The following is a 16,370-nucleotide window of genomic DNA, read 5'->3' as shown; positions in this document are numbered from 1 at the left end:
GTGCGAGCCGCCGCCCCGGCAAACACCCGATCGACCTCGCTCTGCAGGGCGGCGGCTCGCACGGCGCCTTCACCTGGGGCGTGCTCGACCGCCTGCTGGAAGACGACACGCTGGAGATCGCCGCCGTCAGCGGCACCAGCGCGGGGGCCATGAACGCGGTGGCGCTGGCCTCGGGCCTCATGGACGGCGGGCGCGAAGGCGCGCAGCGCGTGCTGCGCCAGTTCTGGACGCGCGTGGCCGAGCTCTCGCCTTTCCACCGGCTGCAGACCAGCCCGATCGGCGTGCTCATGGGCCCGGCGACCGACTGGCTCGCGCCCTGGCTCAAGCCCTGGACCGAGCCGCTGCAGCAGGCGGCCGATGCCTTCGGCCACACGCTCTCGCCCTACCAGCTCAACCCGCTCAACCTGAACCCGCTGCGCGACATCCTGGTCGAAACCATCGACTTCGACCGCGCGCGCCACTGCCACAAGACGCAGCTCTTCATTGCCGCCACGCAGGTGCGCACCGGCGCGCTGCGCGTGTTCGGCCAGCAGGAACTCACGGCCGACATGGTGCTGGCCTCGGCCTGCCTGCCGCTGCTGTTCCAGGCGGTGGAGATCGAGGGCGAGGCCTACTGGGACGGCGGCTACGCGGGCAACCCCACGCTGTTGCCGCTGGTCAACGAGACCCGCGCCGACGACCTGCTGCTGGTGCAGATCAACCCCACGCAGCGCGAGAGCGTGCCCACCAGCGCGCGCGACATCCTCGACCGCATCAACGAAGTGACCTTCAACGCCAGCCTGGTGAAAGAGCTGCGCACACTGGCGCTGCTCAAGCAGGTCATCGGCGAGCAGCGCTCACCCGGCAGCCCCGCGCTGTTCCAGCGCGTGCAGCGGCTGCGCGTGCACCTGATCGAGGGCGGCGACTCGCTCGCGGCGCTGGGCGCGGGCAGCAAGACCAACACGCAATGGGCCTTCCTCTCCAACCTGCACGCCATGGGGCGCGAAGCGGCGGACCGCTGGCTGCATGCGCACCGCAAGGACCTGGGGCAACGCAGCACGCTGGACCTGGGGCCGGTGCTCAAGGACGTCTGAGCCGCGCGCCCCGCCAAGGGGGTCGGACTCAGGCCGCGAAGCGCATGGAAAAGTCGGCGGCGGTGACGTCCTTGACCAGCGCGCCCACCGAGATGCGGTCCACCCCGGTCTCGGCATAGGCGCGGATGTTCTCCAGGTTCACGCCGCCCGAGACCTCCAGGCTGCACCGGCCGCCAGCCATCGCCACCGCGCGGCGGACCGACGCCAGCGGCATGTTGTCCAGCAGCACCATGGTCACGCCGATGGCCAGCGCCTCTTCCAGCTGCGCCAGGGTTTCCACCTCGACCTGGATGAAGCTGGCCTGAGGCGCCAGCGCCTGGGCGGCGCGGAACGCGGCCGGGAGGCTGCCGGCCGCGTGGATGTGGTTTTCCTTGATCAGCACCGCATCGAAGAGCCCCATGCGGTGGTTGTGCCCGCCGCCGCAGCGCACGGCGTATTTTTGGGCCTGGCGCAGGCCGGGAATGGTCTTGCGGGTGTCGAGCACGCGGGCGGCCGTGCCCTGCACCCGATCGACGAAGACCGCCGTCCGGGTCGCGATGCCGCTGAGGAACTGCAGGAAGTTCAGACAGGTGCGTTCGGCGGTGAGCAGCTCGCGCGCGCCACCCTCGACCTCGAAGATCGCCTGCCCGGGTTCGCAACGCCCGCCGTCGGGCACCCGCCAGGTCACCGTGGCAGACGGGGCCAGCTGGCGCAGCGTGGCCCGCACCCAGGGTTCGCCGCAGATCACAGCGGCCTGCCGGCAGATCACGACAGCGCGCGCACGCCGGTCGCCGGGCACGATGCCGGCGGAGAGATCGCCCGCGCCCACGTCCTCGGTCAGGGCGCGTTGCACGTCGGCGTCGATCTGGGTGGGGGGAATGTCGAGGTCCATCATCGTCGGCAGAGAAGAGAGAGAGAGAGAGAAAAAGGGGCTAGGAACGTCGCCGCAGGACCACCGGCTTGCCGCCCAGCTGGGCCTTGCACATCCAGTGCGCCAGGGCGGAATCGAGGTGGGTGGCATGGCCGGGGAACCAGTCTTCCAGCGCATCGGCCAGGCGCCGGCAGGGCGCCATCTCGCCCTGCAGCAGCAGAGCGCGCACCTCGGCGGCCGAGCGGAGCACGGCCGCGTGCTCGTCCACATGGCACTGGCGGGGCGGAAACCCGCTCTCTTCCATCCAGCGGTCCTCCTCGCCGAAATGCGCGGCCAGGTGATCGATCATGGCCTCCAGCGCGACCAGCAGGATCTCGTCGGGCGCGCGCTGCAGGTCGCCCAGGCAGGCCACGAACTGCTCGTGCCGGTGGTCCATGGGTGGGTAACCGAGCAGGAGCTCGTCGCTCCAGGCCAGGGGGCCCTGTTCGGACACGGGCGTGGGCGGGAGGGCGTCCTGGTTCACTTGAACAGCAGCACCGTCGCCAGCACCGTCAGAAAGGCCAGCAGCAGCGCGCGAAAGCGCGTCTCGCTGAGCCGGTAGCGGATCTTCTTGCCCAGCGCGAGCCCGAGCAGCATGGGCAGCACGGTGGCGCAGGACACCAGCAGCTCGAAGGCGCCGAAGCGGCCGTACCAGATCATGGCCGAGTACATGAACACCGAACCGAAGAGGTAGATGACGCTGATGCTGCCGATGAACTCCTCGCGCTTGAGATTCAGCGCCATCAGGTAGGTGATGAGCACCGGGCTGGTGAGGGACGACACCCCGCCCATCACACCGGCCGTGATGCCGGCCAGCACGCTGGCCGCGGTCTCGTGGCGCGGCGCGATCCGCACGTTGGGCCGGGTCGCCATCAGCAGCACGGAGACCAGGATCGCGCAGGCGAACATCACGTTCATCTGGTCGGCCGAGAGGCTGGAGGTCAGGCGCACGGTGAGCACGACGGACAACAGCTGCGACATGATCAACCAGCGAAAGCGCTTCACGCTGTAGATCGGCGAACCGCGCTCGATGGTCTGGACCACGTTGGACCACAGCACCGGCACCACCATCAGGCCGATGGCCTGGGCCGGCGGCACGAAGAGGGACAGCATGGGCACGGCCAGCATGCCCATGCCCACGCCCATCGCGCCCTTGACGATGCCCGCCGCCAGGACGATGACCGCCCCCGCCAGCAGGAACACCAACCAGGCGGCGGGCTGGAATTCACTCATTCGATGGACCATGGCAGGCGGCGGCGCGGCCGGCCTCAGATGCTGTAGCTCTCATAGGTCGACGGGTGGAACAGCTCGGCGAGCTCGACCTTGCGGGCCGACAGGCCTTGCGCATGGTGGTGGTGCAGGAAGGCCTCGAGGGTCCGGGTGTTGGGCGCCACGCCGTAGGACCAGAAATCGTTGCCCAGCAGTTCGCGCGCGGCCTTGAGCTGCTCCTCCACGAACGGCAGCGTGACCTTGGTGGCCGAGGTGTCGGCCAGCAGCTCCAGCGCGCGCGCCTTGGATTCGCTGAAGGCCTTGAACAGCGCGGCGGGCAACCAGGGGTGCCGCTGCACCAGCTCCTTGCGCACACCGACCACGTGCATGATGGGGAAGATGCCCTTGCGGGCGTAGTAGTCCTTCGCGGCCGCCGTGGGGTCGTCGAACAGCCAGCCCACCTGCGGGTTGCTCAGGGCGGGACCGCTCGGCGGGCGCGGCGCGATGAAGGCATCGATCTCGCCCTGGTCGAGCAGGTCGGAGATGGTGCGGCCTTCCGGCGCGCTCGTCACGTCGACGCCGGGCGGCAGGTTCAGCTTGATCTTCTCGGGACGCCCCGGCGTGTCGATGCCGCCGCGCACCCACTTCACGTCCTCCGGCCGGATGCCGAAATCATCCTGCAGGATCGAGCGGGCCCAGACGATGGCGGTGAGCTGGTACTCGGGGATGCCGATGCGGCAGCCCTTCAAGTCCTCGGGGCGCCGGATGCGGTCCTTGCGCACGTAGATCGAGGTGTGCCGGAACGCGCGCGAGAGAAAGACCGGGATGGCCACGTAGGGGCTGTCACCGGCCGAGTGCTTGACGAGGTAGCTGGAGAAGGACAGCTCGGTGACGTCGAAGTCGCGGTTGCGCATGGCGCGGAAGAACATTTCCTCCGGGCTGAGCAGCATGTAGACCGGGTCGCAGCCATCGATCTGGACGCGGCCGTCGAACAGGGCGCGGTTGCGGTCGTAGTCGCCCATGGCGACGGAGATTTGCAGTTGGGACATGGTGGGGTTTCTCAAAGGTCGATTTCGATCACGGAGCTCTTGGCGCGGGAGACGCAGATCATGATTTCGCTGTCGTGCTGGTCTTCGTCGAGCACGTAGTCGCGGTGATCGGCCACACCGGCCACGAGCCGGGTGCGGCACGAGCCGCAGGTGCCGCTCTCGCACGAGCTGGGCACCAGCACCCTGGCTTCGCGCAGCACATCCAGGATGGTCTTGCCGCAGGGCACGTCGAACATCTGGCCGGTCTTGCAGAGCCGGACCTTGAACGGGATGTCGGTGTGCGCATCGGAGACCTCGCTGGTGCCGAAGTCCTCGAAATGCACCGTGCCACTCGGGCGGCCGCGCGCCAGTTCCTTCACCGCGTCCATCAGGCGCCGGGGGCCGCAGCAATAGATGTGGGCGTCGGCCGCGCAGGCCTGCATCGCGGCCGCGAGGTCGAAGCGCTGCGCCGGGTCGGCGTGGTTGTGGTGCACGGTGGCGTGCGGCGCCAGATCGGGGGCCAGCAGTTCGTCGCGGTAGGCCGCCGACTCGGGCATCTGCGTGAGGTACAGCACCTTGAAGGCCCTGCCGCGCTGCCGCAGGGCGCGCGCCATGGACAGGATGGGCGTGATGCCGATGCCGCCGGCGATCAGCCAGTACGAGGGCGCCTCCATGCCCAGCGGGAAGTAGTTGGCGGGCGGCGACACCGAGACCGGGTCCCCCCGCTGCACCTGGTCCACCAGGCTGCGCGAGCCCCCCAGGCCCTGCGCCTCGCGCTTGACCGCGATGCGGTAGAGCGCCGTCTCGCCCGGGCGGTTGCAGACGGAGTAGCGCCGCGTGAGGCCGTTGGGGGTGAGCAGCGTGATGTGGGCGCCGGGTTCGGCGGGTGGCAAGGCACCGCCACCGGCCCGCGCCAGTTCGAACTCGTGCACATCGCTCGCGATGCACTGTTTGCCCACCACCTGCAGGCTCATCCAGCCGTTGTCCACGGTGGACGGGGTCGGGGCCGTGGCGACGGCCAGGTCTTCATTGCTCATACGGGAACCGCTCTCTGTTCGTTCAGGGCCACGTCGGCGTTCTGCTCGGAGGACTCGAGGGCCGCCAGACACACTTCCAGGTTGGCCATGCCCCACAGGCCGTCGTGCACGGCGGCCGCGCGGCCGCGGATCGCATCGCCCCATTCGTCGAGCACGAGCTCGCGCGGGCTGCGGTCGGTGGGGAAGCGGAGTTCCTCCACGCCGTCGCGGTCGTACACCTGAAGCCCTTGTGGCGACTGCCGGATGTCGCCGCCCTCGCAGCTGACCAACGTGATGCCGAAGAAGGGGTGGAAGGGCGCCTGATCCGGAATCACCTGGCCGGCGCGCGCCTGCTTGGCCTGGAGTTCGGCGGCGGCGTCGCGCGCGCCGCCGGCGCCGCGGCGCTGCACGCTCCAGCCCTGCTCGGGGGCGGGGAAGCCCCATTCCGACAGCCCGCCGAGGATCTCGGTGGTCTGGAAACCACCGTAGCCGTTGTACACGGCGGTGGCCACCGCGCCGTTCTCGAAATCGAGGTAGACGCAGTGCGCGCCGATGGCGCGCCGCCCGCGGTCCAGGTCGAAGGCGCGGGCGCGCACGCGGCGAACCTCGCCGCCGCACAGCAGCCGCAGGATGTCGAACTGGTGCGAACCCTGGCGCAGCGTCACGCCACCCCCTTGCCGGGCATCCAGCTCGTCAGGGCGGCGCGGGCGGTAGATCCAGTCGGTGAAGCACCAGTTGTGGGCCATGCGCACGCCTCCCAGGCGGCCCGAGGCGATCACTTCGCGCATCTTGCGGATGGGCAGGTCGTAGCTGTGGGAATGACCCACCAGCAGGACCACGCCGCGCTCGCGCGCCGCCCGCACCATGGACCGCGCGTCGTCCAGCGCGATGGCCATGGGCTTCTCGACCAGCACGTGCAGGCCCGCCTCCATGGCCTGCAGCGCCTGGGCCGTGTGGTATTCGGTCGGCGAGGCGATGCAGACCGCGTCCAGGCGCGGGCCTTCGGCCAGCAGCTGCGCCAGCGTCGCGTGGCCCGGCACACCGTACTTCGCCTGTGCCGCCAGACGGGCGTTTTCGTGCGGTTCGACGAAGGCCGCCAGCTCGAATTCGGGGTGTCGGGCGATCGCAGGGACGAAGGCCAACCCGGCATTGCCCATTCCGAGCATGCCGATGCGAAGGGGAAGGGACATCACGGTTCTCCGTCGAGGCCCAGGTCGTCGTCACCGTCCACCTGCCGGGCGGCGTCCCGACTCAGGTTGTCGATGATGGCCAGCAGGGTGCGCCGCGTCGTGGCCAGGTCCTCGGCCGGCACGCCCTGCGAGGCGATGGCGTTGACCTCCTCCGCGCAGATGACGATGGCCGAGCGCAATGCCACGCCCTTGGGCGTGAGGAAGACGCGGTTGTTCTTCTTGTTGCCCGGCACCTTCTGGCGGAAGACATAGCCCTGCGCCTCCATGCCCTTGAGGGCCGTGATGGTCGAGGGCTCGGTCACGCCGGCCTGCTCGCTGAGCTGGCGCTGCGTCAGGCCGTCGCCGCGCCACAGGATGCGCAGCAGGGTCCAGTGGCCGTAGAGCACATCGTGCTGCTTCAGCCGGCGCGATAGGCTGCTGGAGGTGCAGCGGAACGCGGTCTTGACCAGGTGGGCCAGGCGCTCGTCGTTGAGCACCCCGCGCCAGTCGGCGGCAATGGCTTCTTTTTCCCTGTTGTTTTCTGCTTGAGACATGGCGATCGGTTGGCTTGAGGCGGGGTCGGGGTGGATGGAAGCGTCAGTCCGGGCTGATGCAGATGCATTTTTCGGGGTTGATCCTGACATACAGGGGCTCGCCCACCATGGTCTTGAGCGAAGGGTGCGCGCGCGCCATCAGGGAACGGTCGCCGAGTTTGACCTGAAAGTCGATGAACTCGCCCAGGAACACCTTGGCGTCGACCGTCGCGGCCAGCACGTTCTCGCCCACCGGCGCCAGTTCGCTGAGCTCCACGTCCTCGGGCCGCACCGAGAGCAGCACCCGCGCGCCCACGGGCAGCTTTTCGTAGGAGGTGACCCGCAGCACGCCGATGCCGGTCATGACGTCGCACAGGTTCTCGCCCACCCAGGCCCGCACGTCCCCTTCGATGAAGTTGGTCAGGCCCACGAAGTCGGCCACGAAGCGGTTGGCCGGGCGCTCGTAGATGTCGCGCGGCGAGCCGATCTGGCGGATGCGGCCTTCGCTCATCACCGCGATCTCGTGCGACAGCGCCAGCGCCTCGCTCTGGTCGTGGGTGACGTAGATGGTGGTCAGGCCGAGTTCGCGCTGCAGGCGCTTGAGTTCGAAGCGCATGCGCTCGCGCAGCTTGGCGTCCAGGTTGGACAGCGGCTCGTCGAGCAGCAACAACTCGGGCTCCATGGCCAGCGCGCGCGCCAGCGCCAGGCGCTGCTGCTGGCCGCCGGAGAGCATGGTCGCCTCGCGGTCCGCGAAGTTCTCCAGGCCCACCACCGTCAGCACGCGCATGACCTTGTCCTCGATCTCGCGGCGGCTGAATTTCTTAGAGCCCACCTCGAGCGGGAACGCCGCGTTCTGGAACACGTTCATGTGCGGCCAGATCGCGTAGGACTGGAACACCATGCCGAAGTTGCGCTTGTTGGGCGCGATGAAGACGCCGGTGCTCGAGCAGTAGACCGGCTGGCCATTCACCGTGATCTTGCCCGACACGGGTTTCTCCAGGCCGGCCACCGAGCGCATGGTCGTGGTCTTGCCGCAGCCGCTGGGCCCGAGCAGGGTGAACAGTTTGCCCCGGGGCACCTCGATGGAGATGTCCTGCGCCGCCTTGACGATGCGCCCGTGGCTGTCCTTGTATTGCGTGTTGAGGTTGCTTACGCGCAGCATGTGCTTGTCTCCAGTTGCTTGTTCATCAGATTTCCTTCACCCCGAAGCGGCGTCCCACGTACTGGGCCAGGATCACCAGCATCAGCAGGGCCAGGATGAACACCACGCCCAGCGCGGACAGCTCCACGAACTGCCCGTTCTCCCACAGCTCCCAGATCACGATGGCGATGACCTCGTTGCCCGGGCTGTACAGCAGGATGGAGGCCGAGAGCTCGCGGATCGAAACGATGAAGACGTAGATCCAGCCGGCCAGCAGGCCCGGCTTGAGTAGGGGCAGGAGGATGCGGTAGAACATCGTGCCCCAGCCCGCTCCGCTCATCTGGGCCGATTCCTCCAGCTCCTTGTGGATCTGCAGCATCGACGTGCTGTTGTAGCGCATGCCGTAGGGCATGAACCGCGTCACGTAGACGATCAGCATGATCCACAGCGTGCCGTAGACGCCGATGTTGAAATTCAGGTAGAAGACCATCACCGCCAGGCCCAGCACCAGGCCCGGGAAGACCAGCGGCAGGGAGGCCACGTTGTCCAGCAGCCAGCGGCCGGGCAGTTTGGTCTTGATCACGATCCAGCACACCACCGAGGTCATCAGCATCACAATGGTGGCGCTGCCGAAGGCCAGCAGCAGGCTGTTCCACACCGAGTTGGCGATGGTCGGGTGGTCCCAGAGGAAACGATAGGCGTCCAGGCTCATGTTGCGCGCCGCTTCCATGGAGGGCACGGCGTAGTAGCTCTGCAGCGACGACCACAGCAGCACCAGGAAGGGCAGCAGCACGATCAGCGCGAAGTACAGGATGAACACCGCGGCCGTGACATAGCGCCAGGCGCCCAGGTCGACCACGCGCGGGCGGAACCCCTTGCCCGTGACGGTGGCGTACTTGCTGCCCTTGCCGGTGAGCCGGGACTGCAGGTAGATGCCCGCCGTGGTGATGAGCAGCAGCGTGGTGCCGTACGAGGACGCCAGGCCCACCTGGCTCGGATACTGGTGCACCGCCTGGTAGATGGCGGAGGTCAGCACCTGCGTGCCCACCGGAATGCCCAGCAGCGCGGGCACCTCGAAAGCCTCGATGGCGCGCACGAACAGGATCAGCATCGAGGCGAAGATCGCCGGCCAGGTCAGCTTGAGCGTCACGCGCCAGAAGATCTGGCCGATGCTGGCGCCGCTCATCAGGGCCGACTCCTCCAGCGAGGGGTCCATCGAGCGGAACGCCGCCGTCATCATCAGGAAGGCCATGGGCGAGTAGTGCAGGCCCTCGACCCAGATCATTCCCCAGATCGAGTACACGTTGACGAACACGTGGTCGGTGGCGAACCAGCTCTGCAGCAGCAGGTTGATCAGGCCGATCTTCGGGCTGCCCAGCAGGATCCAGGAGATCGTGAACATGATGCCGGGAATGATCAACGGGATGATCGAGAGCGCGAAGAACAGCTTCTTGAAAGGCGTGTTGGTGCGCTCGTTCATCCAGGCCAGCATGCCGCCCACGCCAAAGGCGAACACCGCCGTGCCGCTGGCGAACACCAGCGAGTTGCCCATGAGGTGCAGGGTGTCGGTCGAGCCGTAGGCCCGGGCGTAGTTCTCCAGCGTGAAGCGCGAGGCCTCGCCCGCGGTGTCGGGCGTGAAGAAGCTCTGCCAGATCAGGAAGCCCAGCGGCATCAGGGCCAGGTACGCCACCGCCAGCAGGCAGGCCCCGATCACCAGCCACTGCATGTTCAGCGCCCCGCCCAGCCTGCGCCAGGGCGGCACCCTGGCCGGGCGGGCACCGGCGGCGTTCAGCGAAGTGCTCATGTCGGTGATCACTTGGCTTTCTTGACGATCATCTCGTCAAAGGTGGTCAGCCAGGCGTTCTGCATGTCGATGGCCTTGGCCGGATCGATGTAGCGCAGGGCGTCGTCGCGCAGGGGGTGGGGCAGCTTCTTGTGCGTGGTCACATAGCTGAACTCCTGCAAGATGCGCTGCCCCTCCTCGCTGACGATGAAGTCGTAGAACAGGATGGCCGAGGCCGGGTTCGGCGCCTTCTTCAGCAGGGCCACGGTGCTGGGCTGGGCGATCACGGGCTTGAGCGTGAAACCCTTGATGGGCGCGCCCTTGGCCTTGAGCTGCTCGGGGTTCCAGTTGTAGACCGTCAGGGCCAGCGGCACCTCGCCGGAGGCGACCATGGTGGTCAACAGGGAATGCCCCTTGCGGGCGGAGATGCCGTTGGTGGCCACGATGTTCTTGAAGATCTCGCGCCCGCGCTCCTCGCCCATCTCCAGCAGCAGGGTGCCGAACCAGCCGTGGTTGTTCGCCTCGATGCCCAGGCGCCCTTTCCATTTCGGGTCCTGCAGGTCCTCGTAGCTCTTGGGCAGCTCGGCTTCCGTGATGCGGCTGGTGTTGTAGGCCGCGGTCCAGACGTCCAGGGTGACGCCGACCCACTCGCCGTGCGCCGGTGTGGCCTGAGGGATCAGCTCCGCCGTGAAGGGGGAGCGCACGGCCTGCAGCAGCTTCTCGCGGTGGGCCGCCTCGTTCTCGGGCGCGTTGTTCTGGACGATGTCCACCTCGAAGCGGTTGCCGCGCGACTCCGTGATCACGCGCTGGAGAATGGCCTCCGAGCCTGCGCGCCAGGCGCGGGTCTTGATGCCGTACTTCTTGGTGAAGGCCGCCATCACGTTGGTGAGCGCGGGATACGAGTGGTACACCGTGATCCCGTTCTCCTTCTTGGCCGCCTCCACCAGGCGCTCCTGCCGGTCGGGGCCCTGGTACAGGGCCAGTTCACTCACGCTGCCCTGGGCCAGGGCACCCTGGGCACCGAGCACCACGAGGGCGCTCGCCACCACTTTCTTCAGAATCTTCTTCATTGCTGTGTCTCCTTCATCATGGGGTCCAGGCGGTGTTCCCGGCGCGGCTCGCAACGGCTGGATGGCTCGCCTCTCAGCTCTTCTGGCGGATAGCGCGCCGTCGCAGGTATTCAAAGTTGATCGTGTATTGCTCCGTCTTGGTGATGGTGTCGTGCAGGCGCTCGATGCACGCCCGGTCGAACTCGGCCCCGGCGGCACCGGCCGCGTCGGCCAGCAGCTGGATCTCGCAGGCGTTCTCCAGCAGGATCGCCAGGATGGTCGACTCCTCGACGCTGGCGCCCACCACCGCCACACCATGATTCCTCATCAGCACGGCCTTGTGGGGACCCAGGGCTTTGGCCACGCCGGCCCCCATTGCGTGCGTGCGGATCAGCTCGATGGTGTCGGTGTACACCGGCAGGCCATCGAGGAACGCCACGCTGGGCTGGCTGATCGGCCGCATGGTCCGCCCCGTGGCCGAAAAGGCCACGGCGTGCGTGGGGTGCGTGTGGATCACGCTCATGACATCGGGCCGCGCCTTGTAGATTTCGGAGTGGATGTACACCTCGCTGTGCTTTCGCCCGCCGCCCCCGATCTTCTCGCCATCCAGGTTGCAGATGACGATGTTTTCGTGGGTGATCTCGTCGAAGCCGAAGCTGTGCGGCTTCATGTAGAAGTGGGTCGGGTCGCCGGGCACGCGCACCGACACGTGGCCGCGCGTGAGGTCGCCCTGGCCCGCGGCCTCGAGGATGAGCCCCGAGTCGATGAGCACCTGCCGGGCGTCTTCCGCGCTCAGGCCGCCTCGGGTCTGCGCCGGGTTAGCCATGCTGCGCTTCCAGTGCGGCTTCGGTCGCTTCCCGAAGCCTGGGGTTCTCGAACACGTTGACCAGGTCCTGTGCGATGGGCGAGTACTTGGCGTGGGTGCGCAGCATGAAGCTGGCGAAACCGTCGCTGTTGTGGTGCTTCTTCTTCTCGTTCGGCAGGTCGATGCAGGCGTTGCGCGCGGCATCGCGAACGATGCCGATCGGGTCCTGGCCCTGCTGCATCTTCTTGATCTCGCGCCGCAGCACGCGGCGGTAGGTGGCGATGCCCTTGTCCGACGCGCCCAGGTTCTCCAGGGTGCGGTCGGCGATCGCGCCCTGGGTGATCCAGGCCATCATGTCCTGGCCGTCCACGTTGTCCACGATGAACTCGCCTTTGTCGTCCTTGAAAGGCACGTCGTAGGTGTGCACCTTGTCCAGCAGGCGCTGCGGCACCGAGACACCCTCGGGCGGCACGTAGGCGTTGTACCAGAGGTGCAAGGTGTTCTCATCGTCCATCGGCACCCGGATCTGGAACGAGAAGTAGCGCGACTTCTCGTCGCCATTGCCCACGGCCAGCATGTTCGGGAACACGACCGGATGGCCAATGCGCCAGTCGTCGCCATCCTCCGAATGTCCCTCCAGCAGGCGGTGCTTCGTGATGCCGAACTCGAACTCGCGGAAATCGATCTTCACATGGTGGGCGCTGATCGCGACCTTGATGCCTTCCTGCTCCTTGAGGAACTCGTAGTGGTGCCCGTGCAGCCACTCGGTGTGGATCGGATCGAGCGAGTTCTCCATCACCTGAAGCCAGTTCACCGGCAACTCCGCGCGACCCAGCATGCGGATCGTGCCGCCGGCGACGAAACCGTCGAAACGCGGCAGCAGCGGCGCGGGCTGGGGGCCCAGGTAGGCGAACACGAGGCCACCCAGCTCCTGCACCGGATAGGCATCGATGGCCACCTTGTCGCGGAACGCGCAGTTGTCGACCTCGTTCGGCTGCTCGATGCACTTGCCAGCCACGTCGAACTGCCAGCCGTGGTACGGGCAACGGATGCCCTCGGCCGTGGGGATGCCGTGCAGGAACGACGCGCGCCGGTGGGGGCAGCGCTCCGCGATCAGGCCCAGTTCGCCCTGGCGGTTGCGGAACAGCACCAGGCGTTCGCCCAGCAGCCGCACCGGCCTCGTCCACTTGCCGTCCATGTCGGCCACCGCGCAAATCGGGTGCCAGTACCGCCGCATCAGCTCGCCCATGGGTGTGCCTTTGCCCACCTGGGTCAAGAACTGGTTGCCTTCAGCCGTTTCCATCGCTCATCTCCTATCGAGGGGTTTGGTCAGATTTAAGAAAATACTTAGCTATCTATCATTTGTCGATCGCCAGTGTAAAGGCGCCACATCCCTTGAATCAACGCCATTTTTGGGCATTTTTTTAGGGGTTTACCCTGATGATTTTAAATACACCGGGTATTTTTACTTAGATAGAAAATTTTGTTCTTCTGCCTACAATCCGCCCGCCTTCCGCACGGTGTGGAAGGCGGGGGCCCTGACGGGCTCCGACCGAACCACAAGGAGATATCCCTCATGAAAAAGAGCTTGATGGCTCTGGCCGTCCTGGCCTGTACCGGCAGCGCCATGGCGCAAACGAACGTCACCCTCTATGGCCGCATCGATGCCTCGCTGGGGGCGACGAAGCTCAACGGCGTGAGCACCACGCAGCTCTACAGCGGCAACCTCACCAACAGCCGCTGGGGCATGCGCGGCAGCGAAGACCTGGGCGGCGGACTCAAGGCCCTCTTCCAGCTCGAGACGGCATTCAACGCCGACGACGGCACCGGCGCGGCCGGTTTCTCGCGCCAGTCCTGGGTCGGCCTGAGCGGCGGCTTCGGCTCGGTCCGCATGGGCAAGGCCGACAGCATCTACAAGGACATCTTCGACCTGGGCAACACCTACAACATCTCGGCCGACTCGCAGTTCAACTCCGCCGTCGAGGCCTACCGCGCCGGCCTGGCCGCCTACGTCGCCCGCCCGAACAACCAGATCCGCTACGACTCGCCCAGCTTCGGCGGCTTCAGCGCCGGCCTGACCTACGCGCTCGATGAGGACGTGGCCGGCACACCCAAGGTGACTGCCATCGGCGCGCGCTACCGCGCCGGCAACCTCGACCTGGGCGTCGCCCACCAGGACGAAGACCAGCCGCTGTTGGTCAACGACCGCCAGCACACCACCGTCGGCGCCACCTACAACTTCGGTCCGGCGCGCCTCTCCGCGCAGTACCAGAACGTCAAGGCCGGCGACAACCGCAAGGACAACGAGATGGCGCTGGGCGTGAGCGTGCCGCTGGGCAACCTGGAGCTGACCGCCGGCTACTCGCGCAGCAAGGCCAAGAACGCCGCCGGCGCCACCAGCGGCAAGGGCGCGGCCTTCGCCCTGGCCGCGACCTACGCCCTGTCCAAGCGCACGCGCGTGTACGGCGGCTACCTGGACGGCGAAACCGAGAACGCCGCGGGCGTGACCACCCGCGACTACCGCCTGTACGCCGTGGGCATCCGCCACGATTTCTGAGCGCGCCCCCACTCCAAGGCTTCAAGCCTGCCAGCCCTCACGGGTTGGCAGGCTTTTTTTCGACCCACTCCGAGACGGCGGTGCGCCTGTCAGTGTCCGCCGACAGACAGGTGATTGGCACGGGTGGTAGCCTGACGCCTGCAACCTTCACCGGAGAACCGCCATGGAACATGCCATCGAACACGAAGAAAGCGGCTCGCGCGGCGCCTTCCACGTCCTGCGCAGTGGCCAGCGCGTCGGCGAGATGACCTACAGCCGCACCAACCCTGCGCTGGTGGTCGTGGACCACACCTATGTAGACCCCAGCCTGCGCGGCCAGGGCGTGGCGCAGCACCTGCAGGACGCGATGGTGGCCTGGGCCCGCGAGACGGGCAACAAGGTCGTGCCCGTCTGTTCGTACGTGAAGGCCCAGTTCAGCCGCGACCCGTCGATCCGCGATGTGCTGGCCTGAGCCCGTTTCCTTTTTCTCAACCACCCTCCCCCATCCCATGGCACAACACACCATCCAGCACCAGGAACAGGATTCCAAAGGCGCCTTCTACGTCGAACAGGGCGCGCAACGCATCGCCGAGATGACCTACAGCCGCACCAACCCCACGCTGATCGTCATCGACCACACCGAGGTGGACGAAAGCCTCAAGGGCCAGGGCGTGGGCCGCCAGCTGCTCGACGCGCTGGTGGCCTGGGTGCGCTCGAACAACACCAAGGTGATCGCGCTGTGCCCGTTCGCGAAAGCGCAGTTCGACAAGGACCCGTCGATCCGCGACGTGCTGCGGGCCTGAGGGGCCGGGGTGGCCCCGCTGCTGTACAGCTACCGCCGCTGCCCGTACGCGATGCGCTCGCGCATGGCGCTGCTGGTGGCGGGCATCGAGTTCGACGCGCACGAGATCGTGCTGCGCGACAAACCCGCCGAGATGCTGGCCCTCTCGCCCAAGGGCACGGTGCCCGTGCTCGTGCTGCCCGGCGGCGAGGTGCTGGAGCAAAGCCTGGACATCATGCGCTGGGCGTTCTCGGCGCACGACCCGGCGGGCTGGTGGGCGCGCGCGCAGAGCCCGGCCCATCTGGAGCTGCTGTCCTTGTGCGACGGCGCCTTCAAGCACCACCTGGACCGCACCAAGTACCCCGAACGTTTCGACGGTGCCGACCCGGCGCGGCACCGCGCGCAGGCGGTGGACGCGCTGCTTCAACCCCTGGACGCCCGCCTGCAACAGAGCGCCCAGCTGGGCGGCGACCGCCCCTGCGCCACGGACCTCGCCATCTTTCCCTTCGTGCGCCAGTTCGCGGCGGTGGACCCGGCCTGGTTCGAGGACCGCTTGCCCCTGCCCGCGCTGAAAGCCTGGCTGGCCGGGTGGTTGTCGCACCCGCTGTTCACCGCCGCCATGGCGAAGCTGCCCAGTGGTCAGGTGACGAGATTCCCCGCCCCGCCGGCGCTCACGCCGCCACCAGCAAGCCCCGCAGCAATTCGCTGACCCCGTCCCACACGATCTGCACACCCAGGCAGAGCAGGATGAAGGCCGACAGCCGCAGGAAGATCACCGTGCCGGCTTCGCCCAGGGGTTTGAGCAGGCGGTCGGCGTAACGGAACGCCAGGTAGAGCAGCACGCCGATGACGAACAGCGCCAGCACACCGCCGCCCATGCGGGCCAGCGAGAGCGCGAAGCGCTGGTCGTGCAGGGCCACGCCCACGGTGATGGCCGCCGCGATGGAGCCCGGGCCGCAGCTGATGGGAAAGGTGAGCGGGTAGAACGCCTGCCGGCGCGCCTGCTCGGGCGTGAACGCCTCGGCCAGTTCGGCTCGGCTGTCCTGGGTGGCGTGGCCGGCGTTGAGCAGGCGCCAGGCCGAGGCCGCCACGATGAGCCCGCCGCCCACGCGCACGATGGGCAGGGAGATGCCGAAGAAGTCGAGCACGTAGGAGCCCACCAGCATGGAGCCGATCATGAGTGCGAACATGTTGCGCGCGATGCGCCGCGCCAGCAGCGCGCGCGTGGACGGCGAGGCGCCTTCGGTGAGACCGAGGAAGATGGGCGCGGTGGCCGCCGGGTTCAGGATCGGCAGGATGGCGGCGAACACGAAGAGAAAGCTCTTCCCGAGCGCCAGCAGAAGTTCGAGGGTCATGCA

18 protein-coding genes are annotated in these 16,370 nt (G+C 67.5%); 5 read left to right on the top strand and 13 right to left on the bottom strand.

The features are described from left to right. Positions 1-1,073 (top strand): patatin-like phospholipase family protein (locus AC3WPZ_RS13770; protein ID WP_492440080.1); only part of this gene is annotated, 1,073 nt, incomplete at its 5' end. A 28-nt stretch (positions 1,074-1,101) separates the two neighbouring features. Here the strand turns inward: AC3WPZ_RS13770 and nadC are convergent. The 12 genes from nadC to AC3WPZ_RS13710 all read right to left on the bottom strand — a co-directional run bounded on the left by nadC (position 1,102) and on the right by AC3WPZ_RS13710 (position 12,998). Beyond that, positions 1,102-1,947, bottom strand: coding sequence for a carboxylating nicotinate-nucleotide diphosphorylase (gene nadC, locus AC3WPZ_RS13765; protein ID WP_382322174.1), 846 nt, complete (start codon positions 1,945-1,947; stop codon positions 1,102-1,104). Between the two features lie 37 nt (positions 1,948-1,984). Then, positions 1,985-2,446, bottom strand: a complete 462-nt coding sequence (locus AC3WPZ_RS13760; RefSeq protein WP_444687618.1) for a bacteriohemerythrin — start codon at positions 2,444-2,446, stop codon at positions 1,985-1,987. Further along, a complete protein-coding gene (locus tag AC3WPZ_RS13755) occupies positions 2,443-3,195 on the bottom strand; it encodes a sulfite exporter TauE/SafE family protein (RefSeq protein ID WP_382322176.1) in 753 nt (250 codons plus the stop codon). Before AC3WPZ_RS13755 ends, AC3WPZ_RS13760 begins: the two co-directional genes overlap by 4 nt. A 35-nt stretch (positions 3,196-3,230) precedes the next feature. Further along, the gene (locus AC3WPZ_RS13750) at positions 3,231-4,220 is read right to left on the bottom strand and encodes a substrate-binding domain-containing protein (protein WP_382322177.1); all 990 of its coding nucleotides are present in this window, start codon (positions 4,218-4,220) and stop codon (positions 3,231-3,233) included. Positions 4,221-4,231: 11 nt separating this feature from the next. Further along, positions 4,232-5,236: a PDR/VanB family oxidoreductase gene (locus AC3WPZ_RS13745; RefSeq protein WP_382322178.1), complete on the bottom strand. Its 1,005-nt coding sequence runs from the start codon at positions 5,234-5,236 to the stop codon at positions 4,232-4,234. After that, positions 5,233-6,405 carry a Gfo/Idh/MocA family protein gene (locus AC3WPZ_RS13740; RefSeq protein WP_382322179.1) on the bottom strand — a complete coding sequence of 391 codons (1,173 nt, stop codon included), beginning with the start codon at positions 6,403-6,405 and terminating at the stop codon, positions 5,233-5,235. Before AC3WPZ_RS13740 ends, AC3WPZ_RS13745 begins: the two co-directional genes overlap by 4 nt. After that, a complete protein-coding gene (locus AC3WPZ_RS13735) occupies positions 6,405-6,938 on the bottom strand; it encodes a MarR family winged helix-turn-helix transcriptional regulator (RefSeq protein ID WP_382153469.1) in 534 nt (177 codons plus the stop codon). The genes AC3WPZ_RS13740 and AC3WPZ_RS13735 overlap by 1 nt, the downstream gene beginning before the upstream one ends. Positions 6,939-6,981: 43 nt before the next feature. Then, complete coding sequence (locus AC3WPZ_RS13730) at positions 6,982-8,079, bottom strand: ABC transporter ATP-binding protein (RefSeq protein ID WP_492440077.1); 1,098 nt, start codon at positions 8,077-8,079, stop codon at positions 6,982-6,984. Positions 8,080-8,104: 25 nt separating this feature from the next. Continuing rightward, positions 8,105-9,862, bottom strand: coding sequence for an ABC transporter permease (locus AC3WPZ_RS13725; protein WP_492435623.1), 1,758 nt, complete (start codon positions 9,860-9,862; stop codon positions 8,105-8,107). Positions 9,863-9,870: 8 nt separating this feature from the next. After that, positions 9,871-10,911 (bottom strand): ABC transporter substrate-binding protein, encoded by a 1,041-nt coding sequence (locus tag AC3WPZ_RS13720; RefSeq protein ID WP_492440075.1) that lies wholly within the window; start codon positions 10,909-10,911, stop codon positions 9,871-9,873. 73 nt (positions 10,912-10,984) lie between these two features. Further along, complete coding sequence (locus tag AC3WPZ_RS13715) at positions 10,985-11,716, bottom strand: class II aldolase/adducin family protein (RefSeq protein ID WP_444687626.1); 732 nt, start codon at positions 11,714-11,716, stop codon at positions 10,985-10,987. Further along, positions 11,709-12,998, bottom strand: a complete 1,290-nt coding sequence (locus AC3WPZ_RS13710) for a Rieske 2Fe-2S domain-containing protein (RefSeq protein ID WP_444687627.1) — start codon at positions 12,996-12,998, stop codon at positions 11,709-11,711. Before AC3WPZ_RS13710 ends, AC3WPZ_RS13715 begins: the two co-directional genes overlap by 8 nt. 273 nt (positions 12,999-13,271) lie before the next feature. Here AC3WPZ_RS13710 and AC3WPZ_RS13705 point away from each other — a divergent pair, with 273 nt between their 5' ends. The 4 genes from AC3WPZ_RS13705 to AC3WPZ_RS13690 all read left to right on the top strand — a co-directional run bounded on the left by AC3WPZ_RS13705 (position 13,272) and on the right by AC3WPZ_RS13690 (position 15,721). Continuing rightward, on the top strand, positions 13,272-14,252 hold the full coding sequence (locus tag AC3WPZ_RS13705) for a porin (RefSeq protein WP_382153453.1): 981 nt from the start codon (positions 13,272-13,274) through the stop codon (positions 14,250-14,252). Between the two features lie 163 nt (positions 14,253-14,415). Continuing rightward, a complete protein-coding gene (locus AC3WPZ_RS13700; RefSeq protein ID WP_382322187.1) occupies positions 14,416-14,703 on the top strand; it encodes a GNAT family N-acetyltransferase in 288 nt (95 codons plus the stop codon). Then, positions 14,690-15,034: a GNAT family N-acetyltransferase gene (locus tag AC3WPZ_RS13695; protein ID WP_382322188.1), complete on the top strand. Its 345-nt coding sequence runs from the start codon at positions 14,690-14,692 to the stop codon at positions 15,032-15,034. Before AC3WPZ_RS13700 ends, AC3WPZ_RS13695 begins: the two co-directional genes overlap by 14 nt. Before the next feature lie 9 nt (positions 15,035-15,043). Continuing rightward, a complete protein-coding gene (locus tag AC3WPZ_RS13690) occupies positions 15,044-15,721 on the top strand; it encodes a glutathione S-transferase (protein WP_492435628.1) in 678 nt (225 codons plus the stop codon). On the opposite strand, the gene AC3WPZ_RS13685 is transcribed toward AC3WPZ_RS13690, so the two are convergent. After that, positions 15,684-16,367, bottom strand: coding sequence for a MarC family protein (locus AC3WPZ_RS13685; RefSeq protein WP_291120206.1), 684 nt, complete (start codon positions 16,365-16,367; stop codon positions 15,684-15,686). The genes AC3WPZ_RS13690 and AC3WPZ_RS13685 overlap by 38 nt on opposite strands. Positions 16,368-16,370: the final 3 nt, after the last annotated feature.

The organism is Hydrogenophaga sp. FW305-3-2-15-A-LB1 (assembly GCF_058787875.1).
The sequence above is the reverse complement of the archived record's forward strand: the minus strand, read 5'-3'. Positions and strand labels throughout refer to the sequence as shown.

Bases quoted from the DNA above. Each gene is read 5' to 3' on its own strand.
- AC3WPZ_RS13705 (WP_382153453.1), top strand. From the start codon at position 13,272: ATGAAAAAGAGCTTGATGGCTCTGGCCGTCCTGGCCTGTACCGGCAGC.
- AC3WPZ_RS13725 (WP_492435623.1), bottom strand. From the start codon at position 9,862: ATGAGCACTTCGCTGAACGCCGCCGGTGCCCGCCCGGCCAGGGTGCCG.
- AC3WPZ_RS13745 (WP_382322178.1), bottom strand. From the start codon at position 5,236: ATGAGCAATGAAGACCTGGCCGTCGCCACGGCCCCGACCCCGTCCACC.
- AC3WPZ_RS13755 (WP_382322176.1), bottom strand. From the start codon at position 3,195: ATGAGTGAATTCCAGCCCGCCGCCTGGTTGGTGTTCCTGCTGGCGGGG.
- AC3WPZ_RS13685 (WP_291120206.1), bottom strand. From the start codon at position 16,367: ATGACCCTCGAACTTCTGCTGGCGCTCGGGAAGAGCTTTCTCTTCGTG.
- AC3WPZ_RS13710 (WP_444687627.1), bottom strand. From the start codon at position 12,998: ATGGAAACGGCTGAAGGCAACCAGTTCTTGACCCAGGTGGGCAAAGGC.
- AC3WPZ_RS13715 (WP_444687626.1), bottom strand. From the start codon at position 11,716: ATGGCTAACCCGGCGCAGACCCGAGGCGGCCTGAGCGCGGAAGACGCC.
- AC3WPZ_RS13695 (WP_382322188.1), top strand. From the start codon at position 14,690: ATGTGCTGGCCTGAGCCCGTTTCCTTTTTCTCAACCACCCTCCCCCAT.
- AC3WPZ_RS13740 (WP_382322179.1), bottom strand. From the start codon at position 6,405: ATGTCCCTTCCCCTTCGCATCGGCATGCTCGGAATGGGCAATGCCGGG.
- AC3WPZ_RS13750 (WP_382322177.1), bottom strand. From the start codon at position 4,220: ATGTCCCAACTGCAAATCTCCGTCGCCATGGGCGACTACGACCGCAAC.
- nadC (WP_382322174.1), bottom strand. From the start codon at position 1,947: ATGATGGACCTCGACATTCCCCCCACCCAGATCGACGCCGACGTGCAA.
- AC3WPZ_RS13720 (WP_492440075.1), bottom strand. From the start codon at position 10,911: ATGAAGAAGATTCTGAAGAAAGTGGTGGCGAGCGCCCTCGTGGTGCTC.
- AC3WPZ_RS13700 (WP_382322187.1), top strand. From the start codon at position 14,416: ATGGAACATGCCATCGAACACGAAGAAAGCGGCTCGCGCGGCGCCTTC.
- AC3WPZ_RS13735 (WP_382153469.1), bottom strand. From the start codon at position 6,938: ATGTCTCAAGCAGAAAACAACAGGGAAAAAGAAGCCATTGCCGCCGAC.
- AC3WPZ_RS13730 (WP_492440077.1), bottom strand. From the start codon at position 8,079: ATGCTGCGCGTAAGCAACCTCAACACGCAATACAAGGACAGCCACGGG.